Here is a 17,274-nt window from a genome sequence, read left to right on the forward strand (position 1 = left end):
AGGGTCTGGTCGACCGGGTCAGAGCCACGGATGGGCGAAGTCGTGAACCCACGCCTCGGGAATATTTCCCGACACGGATTTTCCGGGATGTTTTCCCTGTTGGCGCCTTCTGTCAGTCGATAAAAGGGAGGAAATAACTTGCTAATGGTTGTGTAGGAATCTTTCCTACACCGCGTGCAATGAGAACCAAAAATTTCGGAGGTGGGGCGGCACCCGCGGCAGCGCTGGTGCTGGTCTCGTGCGCACTGTCGGGCGCAGCCCATGGACAGGAGGAAGAGGTGATCGAGCTGGCTCCGGTCGAGATTCGCGCGCCGCGCATCATCACGCCGTTGCCGGGCGTGGTGATCGATCGCGACCAGTCCAGCGTCAACGTGCAGAGTGCGACGGCCGAGGATATCCGCCAGCAGCAGTCGATCAACATCACCGATTTCCTGAACACCACCGGTCAGTCGATCACGATCAACGACTATGCCGGCAACCCCTTCCAGCAGGATCTGAGCTTTCGCGGTTTTTCGGCGTCGCCGCTGGTTGGCACACCGCAGGGCCTGTCGGTCTACCTCGACGGCGTGCGCGTCAACGAGCCCTTCGGTGAAGTGGTGAACTGGGATCTGATCCCGACCATCGCGATCGAACGCACCGACCTGATTCCGGGCTCGAATCCGCTGTTCGGCCTCAACACGATAGGCGGCGCGTTGTCGCTGCAGACCAAGTCCGGCTTCACTTCGCAGCGTTTCGAAGCGACCCGCACTCAGGGCTCGTGGGGTCGTTCGCAGAACCAGCTTGCGGTTGGCGGCAACAACGGCACGGTGGCCGGCTTCTTCGCGATTAGCGAGTTCCGTGAGGACGGCTGGCGCGACAACTCACCGAGCAGCGTGAACCAGTATTTCGGCCGCATCGATGCGCGCATCGGCAAGGTCGAACTGACCGGCTCCCTGCTGAAGGTGGACAACAAGCTCACGGGCAACGGGCTCGTGCCCTACGAAGACTGGCAAGTGCGGCCGGAGTCGGTGTTCACCTCGCCCGACACCAACGACAACGATCTGACGCACATCAATCTGCGTGCTCGCCTCGACATCAGCGACCGCGACAGCCTGTCGCTCGGCCTGTACCAGCGCAAGCTGACGCAGCGCTCGGTCGGCGGCGACTTCTGGGACGACTTCGACCGCCTGTCCTACGGCCGGCTCGACGACTGCCCGCTGAGCAATTTTCCCTATGTGTCGGCCAACGGCGCCTACGACCCGGTCGGCGGACCGACCTCGCCCGGCTGTCCGGGTTTCGCGCCCAATGGTCTGTTCAACATTGGTGGCACTTCGCAGGAGGCGATGGGCTTGACGCTGCAGTGGGTGCATGTCGGCGACAAGCACCAGGTGGTGGTCGGCGGCACCTTCGACCGCAACGACATGAGCTACGGCCAGGGCCAGTTGCTCGGCTTCATCGACGGCGACCGCAACATCTACACCGATCCGTCGAAGGCCGACGAACTCGGTCTCGCGCCGCTGGAGACGCTGATCCAGCGCAACAACCTGACCGGATCGAACGAGGCGGTCGCGATCTTCGCCACCGACACCTGGACCGTGCAGGACAATTTCTTCGTGAACTACGGCCTGCGCTGGAGCCGCACGCACGTGAAGAACCAGCTGGTGTCGGACAAGCCGATTCCGCTCTACCAGTTCACGCAGAACTTCCTGAACACCCGTCAGATGCGCTGCGGCACCCTGGCCGACGCGACCGCCCGTTTCCTCTGTTCGGAGGGCGATTACACCTACTACAGCGCCAATCCGTCCTTCGGCATGTCGTGGTTGCCGACGCCCGAGCTGAATTTCTTCATGAACGTCAGCAAGGGCTCGCGCACGCCGTCGGTGATCGAACTGGGCTGTGCCCGCGACAAGGAAGTCGAGAACCAGAACAACGGCAAGAGCATCGGCTGTTCGGTGCCGACCGCGCTGACCAGCGATCCCTATCTGCCGCAGGTACGTTCGCTGAGTACCGAGTTCGGTCTGCGCGGTACCGCGCTGGAGGGCAAGATCGATTTCAACGCGACGGTGTTCGTGACCGAACTCGAAGACGACATCCTGTTCGTGTCGCTCGGCCGCAAGAACCGTGGCGTGTTCGACACCTTCGAGAGCACGACGCGCGAAGGCTTCGAACTGGGCATGACCGCGAGACTGGGCAAGCACACCTTCCGCGCCGCCTACACGCGGCTCGAAGCGACCTTCGATTCGACCGCACGGGTGGTGAACCAGTCGAACAGCAGTTCGAACAAGACGCCGGGCCAGCTCAACGAATTCACGATCAAGCCGGGTGACTTCATCCCGGGCATTCCGCGTGACGTGCTGCGTCTGGGCTGGAATTACGACGCCACCGACAAGCTCAGCTTCGGCGTGAACATGATCGCGCATGCCGGTTCCTACTCGCGCGGCAACGAGAACAACGAGCATCAGGCAGGTGGCGACGACGAGTACGGCGACTCCTTCGGTGGTGGCTCGGCGGGTCTCGGCCGGGCCTATGTCGGCAAGGGCTCGACTGCCGGCTACGCGGTATTCCACTTCGTCGGCCGCTACCGCATCACGCCCCAGCTCACGGTGTTCGCCCGCGTCGACAACCTGTTCGACAAACAGTACGTCACCGCCAGCGAACTCGAACTGAATCCCTTCGTCGCCGGCAATTTCGGCGCCCGTGATGCTTCCGGCTTCAACTACAACTCCTTCGCCTGGACCCATTCGCAGTTCGTCGGCCCCGGCTCGCCCCGCGCCGGCTGGGTCGGCCTGACCTATGCCTTCGACATGCCACGGAGCAACTGAAGACTCGTACCTGATTTTCATACCGATTGTTCGCGCGGTCGTGCAAACGCGAACTTGATGATCCGTTCCGGCGGATCGAAACTTGAGGAGGTGGCACTATGAAACTACGCGCAACAGCCCTGGCAGCAATGCTGGCGGCGATCGCTGCGCCGGCGCAGGCGGGTGACTTCACCAGCCTGCTGGAGAACACCGGACCCGGCCCCGACCTGAAGTGGGGTACGGCCGATGACACCGATGCGGTCGGCCCCGGCGCCGACGGTCTGCTCGGTACGGCCGACGACACCACGGTCAAGGTGTCCGGCGCCAACCAGCCGGCAGGCGACAAGCTCTATCTGCAGACTGACAACGTCGTGGCCAGCGGCGGCAACGCCAACGTTCCGCTGAGCATCGACTATTCGGCGACCGAGTGGCGTACGGCCGCGATTGGCGGCACGGTGCCGCGCGGCACGCCGACGGCGTCGGGCACGCTGTCGCTGATCGACTATCACGTGACGACCGGCATCACGCTGGGCAGCGACACCATCGGTGACGCCTACGACTTCGTGTTCCGTGATTCGCGCGACAACGCACTGGTGTTCGGCACCCGCTTCGTGCTCGGCCAGTCGCCCTCCTATGCCGACGACGCGGAACTGAACTTCATGTACCGCTACGGCTTCGTCGAAGGCGACAAGGTGTTCGACGTGAAGGCCGCCTGGCTGTTCTATGGCGACTTCGACCTGCGCATGTACAACGCCTCGCGCAGCGATGTGCGTTCGCTGACCGGTACGCCGCTGCTCGACCTGAACGCGGTCGCTTTCCAGGCTGACGTGAACCTGTCCGAGGGCAATCCTTTCAGCGGCATGTATCTGCTGAAGACCGACGCTACCGACTACAAGTGGATGGACGACGCGATCGGCTACTACCAGGCGGGTGAAGAAGGCCAGGCGCTGCTGTACAGCGCGATCGGCGGTTTCGCGCCGACCGTCGCGGCCGTTCCCGAGCCGTCCGAGTACGCCATGTTCCTTGCCGGTCTGGGCGTCATCGGTGCCGTCGTGCGCCGTCGCCTGCGGGCCTGATGTTCTGACACACACACACCAAAAAGAGGATATTCCCCATGAAGATCAAGACCCTTGCGCTGTCCCTGCTGCTCGGCTTTTCCGCTCACTCTGCCTGGGCTTTCGTCGCGCTGCCGGAAAGCGGCACGCTGCGCATCACCGGCACCAACAACCCGGCGACCGATCCGCTCTTCCTCGGCGCCGACTGGGCTCCGGCCGACAATGGTTACACCCAGGTCGCTCGTCGCATCAGCTCGGTGATCTATGACGGCATGGACGTCGGCACCTTCTACGACTACGTCTATCGCTATACCGACGGTACGCTTGCTTTCGCTTCGCGCTTTACGCTGGAAGTGGGTGAAGTCGAGATCGGCGATCTCGAGTACGAGACCGAAATCAACGACATCCTGCGCAGCGGCTTCGCCGGCTATGACGTGTCGGTCGGCTGGTACGACTCGGGCACCGACAGCGACTTCCGTCTGCAGAGCGTCGCTCACACCTCCAACGGCGTGCGTACCCGTCCGACCAACCCGGTCGATGTGTTCGATGACAACGTGGTGGATTTCCGTACCGACATTTCGGTGGAAGAAGACAACCCCACCACCGGCTGGTACGTGATCAAGACCAACGCGACCGAGTTCGACTACCTCACGGGCGCCGTGACCATCCGCCAGGCACCGAGCCTGGACGGCGTGTCGCCGCCGCTGCGCGTCGCCAACTTCGAAGGTTTCGCGCCGATCGCCGCGCCGGTACCGGAACCGTCCGAGTACGCCATGTTCCTGGCCGGTCTGGGCATGGTGGGCTTCGTTGCCCGCCGTCGCATGAACCGCATCTGAGTTTCACGCCTCGACCCGGGCAACCGGGCGTTTCTTTGAGCCAGGCCCCGTGCCTGGCTTTTTTTCATCCGAACAGCTTTGCGACCTCGCGTGGTGCGCAGCGCAGATACTGGGGCGCCACCTTGATCTGCGCTCCGAGCTTCGCAGCCGCGTGCCAGGGCCAGCGCGGGTCGTACAGCATCGCGCGGGCGACGCCGATCAGGTCGGCCTGGCCGGCGGCGAGGATCGACTCGGCGTGCTCCGGCTCGGTGATCAGGCCGACCGCGATGGTCGGCAGGCCGGTTTCGGCGCGGATGCGCTCGGCGAAGCCGACCTGATAGCCCGGCGTGAGCGGGATCTGCTGCGCCGTCGACACGCCGCCGCTCGATACGTGAATGAAGCTCGCGCCGCGTGCCCTGAGCGCCTGCGCCAGCACCACGCTCTGTTCGATGTCCCAGCCGCCGTCCACCCAGTCGCTGGCGGAAATGCGCATGCCGACCGGCCGGTCGTGCGGGAAGGCTTCGCGCACCGCGTCGAACACCTCGAGCGGGAAGCGCAGCCGGTTCTCGAGCGTGCCGCCGTAGGCGTCGTCACGTGTGTTCGCCAGCGGCGAAAGGAACTGGTGCAGCAGATAGCCGTGGGCGCCATGCACCTCGACCGCGTCCAGCCCGAGCCGCGCAGCGCGTTTAGCGGCTTCGGCGAAAGCCGTCCGCACGCGTCGCAGGCCGTCGGCGTCGAGCGCCAGTGGCGGGTGTTCGTGCGCGGCGTGCGGGACGGCGGACGGCGCCACGGTCTGCCAGCCGCCAGCGCTGGGCGCGATCTGCGCGCCGCCCTCCCATGGCCGTGCGACCGAAGCCTTGCGGCCGGCGTGGCCGAGCTGGATCGCGATCGGCATGTTCGAGTGGGCGCGCACACCGTCGAGCACACGGCGCAGCGCCGACTCGTTGGCGTCGTTCCACAGGCCGAGGTCGGCGGCGGAGATGCGACCTTCGGCTTCGACCGCGGTCGCCTCGATCACGAACAGACCGGCGCCGGACAGCGCCATCTGGCCGATGTGCATCAGATGCCAGTCCGTCGCGTTACCGTCGCTGGCCGAGTACTGGCACATCGGTGCGATGACGATGCGGTTGGACAGACGGAGGCTGCCGAGGTCGTAGGGCTGGAAGAGCTGAGTGGGCATGAACGGGATCTCGGGGTCGATGACGGGCGGGCGGCGGGGCCGCAGAGCCCCGCAATCTACCGCTGACCGCCGGCCCGCGTCGACCTTCGCGACACCGGCGGCCGCATCGTCAGAGTCCCAGTTCGGACAGCCCGGGATGATCGTCGGGACGGCGTCCCTGCGGCCAGCGGAACAGACGCTCCGACTCGCTGATCGCCAGATCGTTGATGCTGGCGTGGCGGTACGCCATCAGGCCGTTATCGTCGAATTCCCAGTTCTCATTGCCGTAGGAGCGGAACCAGTTGCCGGCGTCGTCCTGCCACTCGTAGGCGAATCGCACCGCGATACGGTTGCCGGCGGTGCACCACAGTTCCTTGATCAGCCGGTACTCGCGCTCCTTCGCCCACTTGCGGGTCAGGAAATCGACGATTTCGGCGCGGCCGCGCAGGAATTCCGAGCGATTGCGCCAGCGGCTGTCGGCCGTGTAAGCGAGCGATACGCGCTGCGGGTCGCGGCTGTTCCAGCCGTCTTCGGCGGCGCGCACTTTCTGCGCAGCGGTTTCCGGTGTGAAGGGCGGCAGGGGCGGACGGGGGGCGTCGGTCATGGCAATGCTCCGGTGGTGGGAAAGAGACAGGTCTGTCTACATACTTGAACAAGACAGGTCTGTCTGTCAACATGAGTGGATGTTCACATCTCTCGACGATCTCGCCGGCCCCGGTCCGCTGCCGGAGCAGGACGCGCGGACCCGCGTACTCGAATGCGCCTACCGGCTGTTTTACCGGCACGGCCTGCGCGCCACCGGCATCGACCGCATCATTGCCGAGTCCGGTGTCGCCAAGGCTTCGTTCTACCGTCACTTTCCGACCAAGCAGGCGCTGGTCGAGGCCTATCTGGACCTGCGCCACGCACGCTGGATGGGCTGGCTGGAAAGCCGGCTCGCCGACACGGCGGACGCCGGTGCCTGGCTGGCCGCACTGCCCGATGCGCTGGACGACTGGTTCCGCGCGCCCGGCTTCCGCGGCTGCGCCTTCATCAATGGTCATGCTGAAGCCGGTGCCGAAGCGCCGGCGATGACGGTCACCCACAAGCGGGAACTGACGGCGCGCATCGAAGCGGCCTGTCGCGAGGCGGGGTGCATGCGACCGGAAGAGGTCGCCGCCGACCTGCTGCTGGCGATCGAAGGCGCCATCGTCCGTGCGCAGATGGAAGGCGCGGACGCCGCCCGCGCGCCGCTGGCACGGGTGTTTGCGCGTGTGCTCACCGGGGCGGAGCGTGCGTACGCCTGACACCTGATTTGTGGCTGGAGTCAGGGCTGGGGTTCTGTGGGAGGGGTCTTCTGACCCCGACAGCGGCCTGGATCGAAGCTGGCGGACCACAGTGGCCGTGTCGCGGCAAGGGCCGCTCCCTCAGGAGAGGAGGCGTGTGCGGTAAGTACGGCGAAGGGGCTTGTGTTCAGCGGCCGGCGTCACCGCCGCGCCACCACGCCTGCATTGCCCGTCCGGATGGTTCGTCCGTTTCGCCTTCCGGGTTCAGCGGCCAGTGCCAACGGGGACCGGCGGTCCAGCCGTCTCTGATGAGGCTGTCAGGCAGACCGGGTAGCAGCGCTTCGTCCGGCGCATCCGCTCGTGTTCGCGCGTACTCGACGATCAGGCACGCGTGCGGCACACGGCTCAATGCGTCGATGTGGGCTCGCTGTATCGATCGGCCGTAGCGTTCGACCTCGGCTTCGCTGCAGCCGCCATCCAGCAGCGCCGCGCAGGGCAGCAGAGGCAGTTGCGACAGCAGGTTCACCGAGGCGCACCAGGCGTCGGCGGGCATCGCCGGCGCGGCGAGGTGCGGATCGCGCGACAGATCGTCCAGTACGCCGCTCACGTCCTGCGGCACGCAGCGCACCTGATCCGGATTCATGCGCTCTGCAGCCCGCGCCGCCGGCCCGAAGCACACATCCACGAGATCGACCCGATCGAACAGCCTGAGCAGCTCCGGGAGCGGCACGTCCTGCAGCAGGCCGGCGCCCATGAGCCTGGCGCGTCGCGGTGCAGCGGGAACTGCGGCGGCAAGGCGGGCGGAGGCGAGCAATGCGGCGCGGGTCTGCGCGATGTGGTCGGCCCACTGCGCGCGCAGACGGCGATGGCGCACGGCGAGCGCGGCCGCCTCGCGGCGCAGACCGAGGCGCTGTGCGGCGGGCATGCAGTCCAGTCGCGCCCAGGCGATCAGTTCCTCGATCACGTTGCGGCCGGCGGGAACAGCGCGCGGGCGCGTGGTGCGGGGTCGAGCCGGTAGAAGCGGGCCAGCTGTTCGTAAAGATCCGGCCAGGCTTGCTGTATCAGGTCCGGTATCTCGAAGAAGCACTCCGACATGACGGCAAAGAATTCGGCCGGGCTCTCTGCCGCGTAGTCGTCGATGCCGGTATCTACGCCAGCGTCGACGTCAGCGCAGAAGCGCTCGTAGGCGGTCGACCAGACGGCCGCCCAGCGCTGCACGCTCATGCCGGCGTGCAGCGGCGGCAGGCCGTCCGGCTCGCCGTTGCGCATGTCCAGCTTGTGCGCGAACTCGTGGATGACCACATTGATACCGTCGGCCGCCAGCGATTCCGGTTGCCAGGACAGCAGCACCGGCCCGCCTTCCCACGCCTCGCCGACCAGCGTGTCCTCGTACTCGTGCACCACGCCGGCGTCGTCGGTCACCCGCCGCGGTACGACGAAGTCGCCTGGATAGACCACCACACCGACCCAGTCGTCGTACCAGTCCAGCCCCAGATTCAGTACCGGTACGCAGGCCTGCAATGCGATTTCGAGCAGCATGTCGTCGGTCAGCACGGTGTCGTGGGCGCCGTGGAATTCCTTGCTGACGATGAACTGCCGTGCCAGTTCACGCAGGCGCGGCCGGTCGGCGGGGTCGAGGAAATCGAGCCAGGGCAGGCGGGCCTCGATGCGTTCCCACTGTTCGTCAGGTACGTCGGGCAATTCGGGTTCGACGGCGGAAACGAGTCGGCGCAGCCAGTGCAACATCCGGAAGTAATCCTCTCTTGCGCGGGGTGGGGTCAGCGCCTATTGTGAAGGCTCTGCAACCACGAAAGGAGGTGATCCGTGATGAAACGTCTCGCGATCCTGCTGGGGCTGGCGATGTTTGCGTCGTCCAGTGCCGTTCTTGCATGCCCGGGCGAAAAGCACGGCGACGCCAAACCCCAGAGCTCTCAGCCGGAGAAGCCAAAGACCTGATTCCGCGCAACTGTCGTGAGACAGGTGTGCGAGGGGCGACCGCGAAAGCGGTCGCCCTTTTTCGTTGACGCGGCTTGGGGCGGACACGTCGCGGCCAAGGCCGCGCCCACAATGACCGCCCTCACTGCCGCCCGCTTCAGAAGGTCCCGTTCAGCGCCCGCCGCAGCGTGCTCGAAGGCAGTTCGCCGAACAGTTCGCGGTAGTCGTGCGAGAAGTGGCCGAGGTGCCAGAAGCCCCACTGCATCGCGATGTCGTGCACGCTGCGCGCCGGGTCGCTGCCATGCTGCAGCGCGCGGCGCACGGCGTTCAGCCTAACGCGCTTCAGGTAATCCTTCGGCGCCATGCCGAGCACGCTGTTGAAGTGGTTCTGCAGCGTGCGGCGCGTGACGTGCAGGCGTTCGCACAGATCATCCACGCCGTCGACCGCGGTTTCCGGCCTGAGCGCGATGCGCCGCGCCTGCATCACGATGTCGAAGCGACGCTGTTCGAGCGCGGTGCGCGACGGCGGTGTCGGATCGTCGCCCAGGCTGTCGAGCAGCAGATCGACCAGATCGGCGCACAGATCGCCGGACGGCGTCGTCGCGCCGACTGGTTCGAGCAGCCCTTCAATCAGGAAGCACAGTTCGCTGTGCCGCGACGGGCTCAGCGCGCGGCTGGCGACCGAGCCGTGCAGCAGCAGCTGTTCGAGCTTGTGCCCGTGGCGGCCGGTCAGCCGCGAGGCGAGCCAGCCTTCGTCGGCAACGATGCCGTAGATGCCGAAGTCGCGTGGCGTGCGCAGCGTGAAGCCGCTGCTGGCGCGCGCCATCATCAGGTGCACCCCATCGCTGTGCGGCCGGCCGCAGAAGCGCACTTCACCGGTGCGCGACAGATCGGGCAGGCCCATCCACACCGAGCCCGACCAGGGACCGCATTGCTGGCTGGTTTCCTGTTCCGTGTACTCGTGGAACACCTGCAGCCGCGGGCCGTCCTCGACCAGCATTTCGCGGATGCAGCCGCTGAACACGCCACCCGACAACTGCTCGTATTCCTGATGCCAGCGCGAAATATTGTCCGCGTGCTCGGCGACGTCGTCGCTGCGGCACACGCGGATTCCGTCCTTCGGGGCGCTTCTGGTGGCGTCCTCCGCGGTCGGGGCTGGCGCGATGTCATGTCCCATGTTCTGCCTCTCCTCCTGTCGCTCGCGCGAACAGGAATGTACCGTGATTGCAGGGACTTAGCATTCCTCGTGCCAACTGCCGCGCACAGCTTTTCCGATTCGGGATAGTGCACCGCCGCGACTTTTCCGATTCCGGATAGTGGGGACGCCTTCCCGGTGATCGAATGAAAAAGAGGTTCCGCGCCGGGCGGAACAGATCCGGGAGAGGAAAACATGTCGTCAACACTGAATGCGGCAGGGGCGGGCGGCCCACAGTCGCTGAAGAAGGTGCTGGGCCCGCTGCAGCTGTGGGGCATTGCGGTCGGGCTGGTCATTTCGGGCGAGTACTTCGGCTGGAGCTATGGCTGGAACTCGGCCGGCACGCTGGGCTTCCTGTGCGCGACCGTGCTGGTCGCCGCGATGTACGCGACCTTCATCTTCAGCTTCACCGAACTGTCGACGGCGATTCCACATGCCGGCGGCCCCTTCGCCTACGCGCGCCGCGCCTTCGGACCATTCGGTGGTTTCGTCGCCGGCTTCGCGACGCTGGTCGAGTTCGTGTTCGCGCCGCCGGCGATTTCGCTCGCCATCGGCGCCTATCTCAACGTGCAGTTTCCCAGCGTCGATCCGAAGATGATCGCGCTCGGCGCCTACGTGGTGTTCATCGCGCTGAACTGGGTGGGTGTCAGCATCGCCGCCACCTTCGAACTGTTCGTGACGCTGCTGGCCATCTTCGAACTGCTGCTGTTCATGGGCATTGTCGCGCCCGGCTGGAGCATGGCGAACTTCGTCGCCAACGGCTGGGCCGGCCAGAACGAGTTCTCCGGCGTGGCGCTGGCGGGCATCTTCGCGTCCATCCCGTTCGCGATCTGGTTCTTCCTCGCGATCGAGGGCGCTGCGATGGCGGCCGAAGAGGCACGCGACCCGAAGCGCACGATTCCGGTCGCCTATGTGGCAGGCATCCTGACCCTGCTGGTGCTCGCCTTCGGCGTCATGATCTTCGCCGGCGGCGTCGGTGACTGGCGGCAGATTTCCAACATCAACGATCCGCTGCCGCAGGCGATGAAGGCGGTGGTGGGCGAGAACAGCGGCTGGCTGCACATGCTGGTGTGGATCGGCCTCTTCGGCCTGATCGCCTCCTTCCACGGCATCATCATGGGCTACTCGCGGCAGATCTTCGCGCTCGCCCGCGCGGGCTACCTGCCGCGCTACTTCGCCGCGCTCAGCCCGCGTTTCCAGACGCCGCACCGCGCCTTGCTGGCCGGCGGCGTGATCGGCGTGGCGGCCATCTTCAGCGACGAATGGATCAGCTTCGGCGGCCAGACGCTGACCGCCAACATCGTCACCATGTCGGTGTTCGGTGCCATCGTCATGTACATCATGTCGATGGCCTCGCTGTTCAAGCTGCGCAAGAGCGAGCCGCTGCTGGAACGTCCGTACCGTGCGCCGTTCTATCCGGTATTCCCGGCCATCGCGCTGGCGCTGGGCGTGTTCTGCCTCGGCGCGATGGTGTGGTTCAACACGCTGCTGGCTGGCGTCTTCCTCGGTCTGTTCGCGCTCGCCTCGGCCTACTTCTTCCTGACCGGCCAGCAGCGTGCCGATGCGCCGGAAGACGTGATGCTGGCCGGCAGCCGCTGAGGAGAGCGCCATGGCTTATCGCGTGACGGTGGGCGGGGAGGCGTTCAGCTTCCCCGACCTGAAGACGGTGATGGCCTGCGCCAGCCCGGCCCGCTCCGGCGACGTGCTGGCCGGCGTGGCGGCAGGCTCTGCGCTGCGTCGGGTGGCGGCGCGGCACGCGCTGGCCGACATCCCGCTCGCCACCTTCCTCAACGAGGCGCTGGTGCCGTACGAGGAGGACGAAATCACCCGCCTCATCATCGACAGCCACGACCGCGAAGCCTTCGCACCGATCGCCCATCTGACGGTGGGCGGTTTCCGCGAGTGGCTGCTCGACGACGCGGCCGACGCCGACACGCTGGCCGCAGTGTCGCCGGGACTGACGCCGGAAATGGTGGCGGCGGTGAGCAAGCTCATGCGCAACCAGGACCTGATCGCGGTGGCGCGCAAGTGCCGCGTGGTGACGCAGTTCCGCAACACCATCGGCCTGCCCGGCCATCTGGCGGTGCGGCTGCAGCCCAACCACCCGACCGACGACCTGCGCGGCGTGGCGGCCTCGACGCTGGACGGCCTGCTGTGCGGCGCCGGCGACGCGGTGATCGGCATCAATCCGGCGTCCGACAGCCTGCCCGCCATCGCCAGCCTGCTGCACATGCTGGACGAACTGATCGAACGCTTCGACATCCCGACCCAGAGCTGCGTGCTGACCCACGTGACCAATACGGTGAAGCTGATCGAGCAGGGCGCGCCGGTGGACCTGGTGTTCCAGTCGGTCGGCGGCACCGAGAAAACGAACAGTTCCTTCGGCGTCAGCCTCGCCGTGCTCGACGAAGCGTATGACGCGGCGTTGTCGCTCGGTCGCGGCACGCTGGGCGACAACGTCATGTATTTCGAGACCGGGCAGGGCAGCGCGCTGTCGGCCAACGCTCACCATGGCGTGGACCAGCAGACCTGCGAGGCGCGCGCCTACGCGGTGGCGCGTCGCTACAAGCCGCTGCTGATCAACACCGTGGTCGGCTTCATCGGGCCGGAGTACCTGTACGACGGCAAGCAGATCATCCGCGCCGGGCTGGAGGACCACTTCTGCGGCAAGCTGCTCGGCCTGCCGCTGGGCTGCGACGTCTGCTACACCAATCACGCCGAAGCCGACCAGGACGACATGGACACGCTGCTGGTGCTGCTCGGCGCCGCCGGCATTCCATTCGTGATTGGCGTGCCGGGGGCGGACGACATCATGCTCAATTACCAGAGCACCTCCTTCCACGACGCACTGTTCCTGCGCCGCACGCTGGGCCTGAAACGCGCACCCGAATTCGAGCGCTGGCTGCAGTCCATCGGGCTGACCGACCCGAACGGCGAACTGCTGCGCGGCAGTGGCCGCGCGCTGGTCGACGGCATCACCTCGCTGGCTGCGCTGCCCTCGCCGCGCGCCGCGTGAAATCAACATCCATTTCAAACAGACCGGGAGCTTTCTTCATGACTTCGATCCGCCACACCACGCTGCTCTGTGCAGCCCTGTTCGCAGCCGCGCCGCTGGCTCACGCCGAGGAGGCCGAGCCGGCCTCTGACTGGACCGTGCCGATGAGCGTCACGCTGGTCAGCGACTACATCTTCCGCGGCCAGTCGCAGACCTGGGGCGGGCCGGCCCTGCAGTTCAGCATCGAGGCGGCGCACAGTTCGGGCTTCTACGCCGGCTTCTTCGCCTCCAACGTATCCGATCACTGGCTGCCGGGCGCAGCGGTCGAAACCGACCTCTACGGCGGCTATCGCACCAAGGTTGCCGACACGATAGGCGTCGATGTCGGCGCTGTGTATTACATGTACCCGGGTGCCAACTGGGACGATTCGCCCTTCACCGGCTTCAACGCGCGCAACCGCCTCGACACCGCCGAAGCCTATGTCGCGCTGAGCTGGGAATGGCTCACCTTCAAGACCGGCCGCACGCTGAACGAATACTTCGGCTGGAGCACCAACAATTCGCCGGTCAATGGCGGCTTCTTTGGCGATCTGTCGGCCGGCGTCACCGGCAACACGCGCGGTTCGCATTACTTCGAACTGAACGCCGCCTACGACGTGGCCGAAGGATGGAACGTGAGCGGTCAGATCGGTCGCCAGATCGTGCGCAACTCGACCGGACTGGACATCACCTACTACAAGGTCGGCGTCACCCGGGCGCTGCCCGATGGCTGGTCGGCCGGCGTGTTCTACTCGGCATCGAGCGAGCCGAACGCGTACAAGGACTTCGTTAGCCTGGACAACGGGCGCTCGGATTCCGATATTGCGAAGGACAAGCTGCTTGTCAGCGTGACCAAGGCCTTCTGACATGTCGCCGGCCCCGGGCAGCGACGGTCGGGGCCGGCGCAAGGAACGTGAAGAGATGTGCGATGAAGGATGAAGACAAGGACGGCACGCTGAGCGACGGCAAGGATGCCTGGGCGCTGTGGCGAAGTTTCACGTCGGCGCGCATCGGTCTGGGCCGCGTCGGCAACGCCGTGCCCACCGCGGAAGCGCTGGGTTTCGGTCTGGCCCACGCGCTGGCCCGCGATGCCATCCACACGCCGCTCGACGTGGCGGCGCTGGCATCCGAACTGAACGCGCAGGACTGGCCCGCACTGCCGGTCAAAAGCCGGGCGCCGGACCGCGAAACCTATCTGCGCCGACCCGACCTCGGCCGCCGGCTCGACGCCGACGACCGCGTGCGGCTGGACGGCATGCGCGGCGAGGGCTGCGATCTGGCGGTGGTGATCGGTGACGGCCTGTCGTCGGCGGCGGTGGCGCGGCACGCGGTGCCGCTGCTCGCGGCGCTCTATCCACTGCTGCCAGAGGGCTGGTGCATCGCGCCGGTGGTGATCGCCACCCAGGCGCGCGTGGCGCTGGCCGACGAGGTAGGCGAGGCGCTGGGCGCGCGCATGGTGGCCATGCTGATCGGCGAGCGGCCGGGGCTCAGTTCGCCCGACAGCCTGGGCGTGTATCTGACCTGGGCACCGCGCGTCAGCAGGTCGGACGCCGAGCGCAACTGCATATCGAATGTGCGACCCGAGGGCCAGCCCTATGGTGCCGCCGCCTATCGTCTGAACTGGTTGATGCAGCAGGCATGCACGCTGCGACTGACCGGCGTCGGACTGAAAGATGAGAGCGACCGCACCTTGCCGCTCGTCGACGGGACGGGTGCGCCGCGACTGGAATGAGCGGCCGGCCGTCGGCAAAGAAAAAGGGCGACGCATCTGCGTCGCCCTGAAACCCGATTCAATCTGGTCGAATCAGGAGGAGGTTCGTGTGCGTCAGCGCTTGAGCTTCTTCATGCGCTCGGCCGGGGTGATGATGTCGGTGAGGCGGATGCCGAACTTGTCGTTCACCACCACCACCTCACCCTGCGCAATCAGCGTGCCATTGACCAGCACGTCCATCGGCTCGCCGGCCATGCCGTCGAGCTCGACCACCGAGCCGTGGCCCAGTTGCAGCAGATTGCGGATGGAAATCTTGGTACGGCCCAGCTCCACCGTCAGCTGCACCGGGATGTCGAGGATCATTTCGAAGTCGCGCAGGCCCTCGGCAGGCTTGTTCGCGCTTTCCCCGAACTGCTGGAATATGTTCGCCGGCTGCGCTTCCGCCGTCGTGTTGCCGGCGTCCAGTGCAGCGAGCGCTTCGTCTGCGGTGGTCTGTTCCGCCATCGCGGCGGCCCAGTCATCGTCGCTGATTTGCTCTTCGGCTTCGGCCAGATCGCTCATGGTTTTTCCTCACCTGTCTTCTTGCCCTGGGCGTTCAGGGCGTGCTCGATCAACTCTTCTTCGCCGGCCATGAAACGCTCGATGCGCAATGCGTAGTGCCCGTTCTGCACGCCGTACTTGCACTGCAACACGTCTATGCCATCGACCGAGGCCGTCACTGTCTCTGGGATAGTTATCGGAATGATGTCGCCAACCTTTAGGTTGTTGAGGCCGCCCAGCGTGAGCGAGCCGTCGCCGAGATTCACCGCCAGTTCGACCGCCGCGTCCTGCACCTGGCGGGTCAGCAGCTTGATCCAGCGGTTGTCGGAGCTCACGCTGTCGCTCTGCATCGACGAATTGAGGATGTCGCGCAGCGGCTCGACCATCGAATAGGGCAGGCAGATGTGCATCTCCGCCGACACGCCGCCCAGTTCGACGGTGAAGGTCGAGGCGACCACGATTTCCGACGGGGTGGCGATGTTGGCGAACTGCGAGTTCATTTCCGAGCGCATGTACTCGAACTTGATCTTGTGTACCGGCTCCCACGAGCGCTCGTATTCGGCGAAGAACACGTCCAGCAGGCCGTGGATGATGCGCTGCTCGGTCGCCGTGAAGTCACGCCCTTCAACCCGCGTATGGAAGCGCCCATCGCCGCCGAACATGTTGTCGATGACGAGGAACACCAGATTCGGGTCGAACACCACCAGTCCGGTTCCGCGCAGCGGCTTCACCTGGACCAGGTTCAGGTTGGTCGGCACCACCAGGTTGCGGATGAATTCCGAGTACTTCTGCAGGCGGATCGGGCCGAGCGAGATTTCGGCGCTGCGCTGCATGAAGTTGAACAGGCCGATGCGCAGGTAACGGGCGAAACGTTCGTGTATCAGCTCCAGCGTGGGCATGCGCCCGCGGACGATTCTTTCCTGGGTGCCGAGGTTGTACGGGCGAATGCCGCCGGTGTCGTCCTCCTGGACGGCTTCGTCGGTTTCGCCGGTGACGCCCTTCAGCAGGGCATCGACCTCTTCCTGGGAAAGAAAGTCGGACATGATCTTCCTCGCTGTTCTCTTCTGCGCTACTGCACGATGAAGGAGGTGAAGAGCACCGATTCGACCGGACCTATCGGCTCTTCGGGCTCACCCTTGCGGTTGCGCGGTACCTCGCCGACGATGGCATTGACCGCGTGCTTGATGTCTTCCGCCAGTTGCTCGCGACCTTCGGTGGTGCCGAGTTCGGATGCCTTCTTGCCGGACAGCAGCATCAGCACGCGGTGGCGTATCTCGGGCATGTAGGCCTTCAGGTTGTCGGCGGCAGGCTGTTCGTCGACGCGCAGTGTCGCCTTGACCTGCAGGTACTGGTCGACCGCGGTTTCGGGCTGCAGATTGACGGTGAAGGGGTCGAGTTCGACGAAGACCGGCGGCAGGCCCTTGGCTTCTGCGTCCTTCTTCTTCTTCAGCTTGGCCTTCTTCGCTTCCTTCGCCGCCGCGTCATGATCTTCTTCGGCAACGACTTCCTCGCCGTCCTCGCCTTCGTCGGCGTGACCGCCACCCATCATGAAGAAGGCTGCAGCGCCGCCGAGTATCACCACCACCAGCAAGGCGATGATGATGACCAGCATCTTGTTGCCCTTCTTCTTCGGTGCGTCTGCTCCGGCTTCGTCCGGGGTGGCGGCTGCTTTGGCCATATTCGATGCTCCTGTCTGGTTCGGAATTGTCGGCGGGCACACATGCCTTTCAATGTCCGAATAACGGCTGATTGATCCGTTTTTTTAGTGCCGGAGCGGTTTTTTGC

17 protein-coding genes are annotated in these 17,274 nt (G+C 65.6%); 9 read left to right on the top strand and 8 right to left on the bottom strand.

The annotated features are described in order from the left end of the window. Window positions 1-179: 179 nt before the first annotated feature. From METFAM1_RS0100205 to METFAM1_RS0100215, 3 genes are all read left to right on the top strand, one after another. Window positions 180-2,801, top strand: a complete 2,622-nt coding sequence (locus tag METFAM1_RS0100205) for a TonB-dependent receptor (protein ID WP_198291410.1) — start codon at window positions 180-182, stop codon at window positions 2,799-2,801. Between the two features lie 98 nt (window positions 2,802-2,899). Then, window positions 2,900-3,856, top strand: a complete 957-nt coding sequence (locus METFAM1_RS0100210; RefSeq protein ID WP_232419610.1) for a PEP-CTERM sorting domain-containing protein — start codon at window positions 2,900-2,902, stop codon at window positions 3,854-3,856. 38 nt (window positions 3,857-3,894) lie between these two features. Continuing rightward, window positions 3,895-4,671, top strand: a complete 777-nt coding sequence (locus METFAM1_RS0100215) for a PEP-CTERM sorting domain-containing protein (RefSeq protein WP_019917425.1) — start codon at window positions 3,895-3,897, stop codon at window positions 4,669-4,671. A gap of 64 nt (window positions 4,672-4,735) precedes the next feature. Here METFAM1_RS0100215 and METFAM1_RS0100220 read toward each other — a convergent pair whose 3' ends face one another. Next, window positions 4,736-5,830, bottom strand: coding sequence for an NADH:flavin oxidoreductase/NADH oxidase (locus tag METFAM1_RS0100220; protein ID WP_019917426.1), 1,095 nt, complete (start codon window positions 5,828-5,830; stop codon window positions 4,736-4,738). A 109-nt stretch (window positions 5,831-5,939) separates the two neighbouring features. Further along, entirely contained in the window at window positions 5,940-6,413 is a 474-nt protein-coding gene (locus tag METFAM1_RS0100225) for a nuclear transport factor 2 family protein (protein ID WP_019917427.1), read from the bottom strand. Window positions 6,414-6,492: 79 nt separating this feature from the next. Here METFAM1_RS0100225 and METFAM1_RS0100230 point away from each other — a divergent pair, with 79 nt between their 5' ends. Next, window positions 6,493-7,095, top strand: coding sequence for a TetR/AcrR family transcriptional regulator (locus METFAM1_RS0100230; protein WP_019917428.1), 603 nt, complete (start codon window positions 6,493-6,495; stop codon window positions 7,093-7,095). Between the two features lie 166 nt (window positions 7,096-7,261). Here METFAM1_RS0100230 and METFAM1_RS0100235 read toward each other — a convergent pair whose 3' ends face one another. Together METFAM1_RS0100235 and METFAM1_RS0100240 are read right to left on the bottom strand one after the other, a co-directional pair. Beyond that, a complete protein-coding gene (locus METFAM1_RS0100235; RefSeq protein ID WP_019917429.1) occupies window positions 7,262-8,038 on the bottom strand; it encodes a hypothetical protein in 777 nt (258 codons plus the stop codon). Continuing rightward, a complete protein-coding gene (locus METFAM1_RS0100240) occupies window positions 8,035-8,820 on the bottom strand; it encodes a M90 family metallopeptidase (protein WP_019917430.1) in 786 nt (261 codons plus the stop codon). The genes METFAM1_RS0100235 and METFAM1_RS0100240 overlap by 4 nt, the downstream gene beginning before the upstream one ends. 78 nt (window positions 8,821-8,898) lie before the next feature. On the opposite strand from METFAM1_RS0100240, the gene METFAM1_RS21295 reads away from it, so the two are divergent. Further along, on the top strand, window positions 8,899-9,030 hold the full coding sequence (locus METFAM1_RS21295; RefSeq protein ID WP_269744947.1) for a hypothetical protein: 132 nt from the start codon (window positions 8,899-8,901) through the stop codon (window positions 9,028-9,030). Between the two features lie 136 nt (window positions 9,031-9,166). Here METFAM1_RS21295 and METFAM1_RS0100245 read toward each other — a convergent pair whose 3' ends face one another. Then, entirely contained in the window at window positions 9,167-10,186 is a 1,020-nt protein-coding gene (locus METFAM1_RS0100245) for a helix-turn-helix domain-containing protein (RefSeq protein ID WP_024300330.1), read from the bottom strand. A 213-nt stretch (window positions 10,187-10,399) separates the two neighbouring features. Here METFAM1_RS0100245 and eat point away from each other — a divergent pair, with 213 nt between their 5' ends. The 4 genes from eat to eutC all read left to right on the top strand — a co-directional run bounded on the left by eat (window position 10,400) and on the right by eutC (window position 14,970). Next, window positions 10,400-11,803: an ethanolamine permease gene (gene eat / locus METFAM1_RS0100250; RefSeq protein WP_019917432.1), complete on the top strand. Its 1,404-nt coding sequence runs from the start codon at window positions 10,400-10,402 to the stop codon at window positions 11,801-11,803. Window positions 11,804-11,813: 10 nt separating this feature from the next. Then, window positions 11,814-13,220 carry an ethanolamine ammonia-lyase subunit EutB gene (locus METFAM1_RS0100255; RefSeq protein WP_019917434.1) on the top strand — a complete coding sequence of 469 codons (1,407 nt, stop codon included), beginning with the start codon at window positions 11,814-11,816 and terminating at the stop codon, window positions 13,218-13,220. Window positions 13,221-13,258: 38 nt separating this feature from the next. Then, window positions 13,259-14,104 carry a TorF family putative porin gene (locus tag METFAM1_RS0100260; protein ID WP_019917435.1) on the top strand — a complete coding sequence of 282 codons (846 nt, stop codon included), beginning with the start codon at window positions 13,259-13,261 and terminating at the stop codon, window positions 14,102-14,104. Between the two features lie 62 nt (window positions 14,105-14,166). After that, complete coding sequence (gene eutC / locus METFAM1_RS0100265) at window positions 14,167-14,970, top strand: ethanolamine ammonia-lyase subunit EutC (protein ID WP_019917436.1); 804 nt, start codon at window positions 14,167-14,169, stop codon at window positions 14,968-14,970. Between the two features lie 93 nt (window positions 14,971-15,063). Here the strand turns inward: eutC and fliN are convergent, their stop codons facing one another. From fliN to METFAM1_RS0100280, 3 genes are read right to left on the bottom strand one after another with little or no spacing between them, the layout of a single operon-like run. Beyond that, entirely contained in the window at window positions 15,064-15,510 is a 447-nt protein-coding gene (gene fliN, locus METFAM1_RS0100270; RefSeq protein WP_019917437.1) for a flagellar motor switch protein FliN, read from the bottom strand. Continuing rightward, window positions 15,507-16,532, bottom strand: a complete 1,026-nt coding sequence (fliM, locus tag METFAM1_RS0100275; RefSeq protein ID WP_019917438.1) for a flagellar motor switch protein FliM — start codon at window positions 16,530-16,532, stop codon at window positions 15,507-15,509. The genes fliN and fliM overlap by 4 nt, the downstream gene beginning before the upstream one ends. 26 nt (window positions 16,533-16,558) lie before the next feature. Next, window positions 16,559-17,167: a flagellar basal body-associated protein FliL gene (locus METFAM1_RS0100280; protein WP_019917439.1), complete on the bottom strand. Its 609-nt coding sequence runs from the start codon at window positions 17,165-17,167 to the stop codon at window positions 16,559-16,561. Window positions 17,168-17,274: the final 107 nt, after the last annotated feature.

This window comes from Methyloversatilis discipulorum (assembly GCF_000527135.1).
GTDB classification, from domain to species: Bacteria; Pseudomonadota; Gammaproteobacteria; order Burkholderiales; family Rhodocyclaceae; genus Methyloversatilis; species Methyloversatilis discipulorum.

Coding starts and splice junctions, on each gene's coding strand:
- METFAM1_RS0100240 (WP_019917430.1), bottom strand. CDS start 8,820: ATGTTGCACTGGCTGCGCCGACTCGTTTCCGCCGTCGAACCCGAATTG.
- METFAM1_RS0100220 (WP_019917426.1), bottom strand. CDS start 5,830: ATGCCCACTCAGCTCTTCCAGCCCTACGACCTCGGCAGCCTCCGTCTG.
- fliN (WP_019917437.1), bottom strand. CDS start 15,510: ATGAGCGATCTGGCCGAAGCCGAAGAGCAAATCAGCGACGATGACTGG.
- METFAM1_RS0100205 (WP_198291410.1), top strand. CDS start 180: ATGAGAACCAAAAATTTCGGAGGTGGGGCGGCACCCGCGGCAGCGCTG.
- METFAM1_RS0100260 (WP_019917435.1), top strand. CDS start 13,259: ATGACTTCGATCCGCCACACCACGCTGCTCTGTGCAGCCCTGTTCGCA.
- eat (WP_019917432.1), top strand. CDS start 10,400: ATGTCGTCAACACTGAATGCGGCAGGGGCGGGCGGCCCACAGTCGCTG.
- METFAM1_RS0100245 (WP_024300330.1), bottom strand. CDS start 10,186: ATGGGACATGACATCGCGCCAGCCCCGACCGCGGAGGACGCCACCAGA.
- eutC (WP_019917436.1), top strand. CDS start 14,167: ATGAAGGATGAAGACAAGGACGGCACGCTGAGCGACGGCAAGGATGCC.
- METFAM1_RS0100255 (WP_019917434.1), top strand. CDS start 11,814: ATGGCTTATCGCGTGACGGTGGGCGGGGAGGCGTTCAGCTTCCCCGAC.
- METFAM1_RS0100210 (WP_232419610.1), top strand. CDS start 2,900: ATGAAACTACGCGCAACAGCCCTGGCAGCAATGCTGGCGGCGATCGCT.
- METFAM1_RS0100280 (WP_019917439.1), bottom strand. CDS start 17,167: ATGGCCAAAGCAGCCGCCACCCCGGACGAAGCCGGAGCAGACGCACCG.
- fliM (WP_019917438.1), bottom strand. CDS start 16,532: ATGTCCGACTTTCTTTCCCAGGAAGAGGTCGATGCCCTGCTGAAGGGC.
- METFAM1_RS0100230 (WP_019917428.1), top strand. CDS start 6,493: ATGTTCACATCTCTCGACGATCTCGCCGGCCCCGGTCCGCTGCCGGAG.
- METFAM1_RS0100225 (WP_019917427.1), bottom strand. CDS start 6,413: ATGACCGACGCCCCCCGTCCGCCCCTGCCGCCCTTCACACCGGAAACC.
- METFAM1_RS0100215 (WP_019917425.1), top strand. CDS start 3,895: ATGAAGATCAAGACCCTTGCGCTGTCCCTGCTGCTCGGCTTTTCCGCT.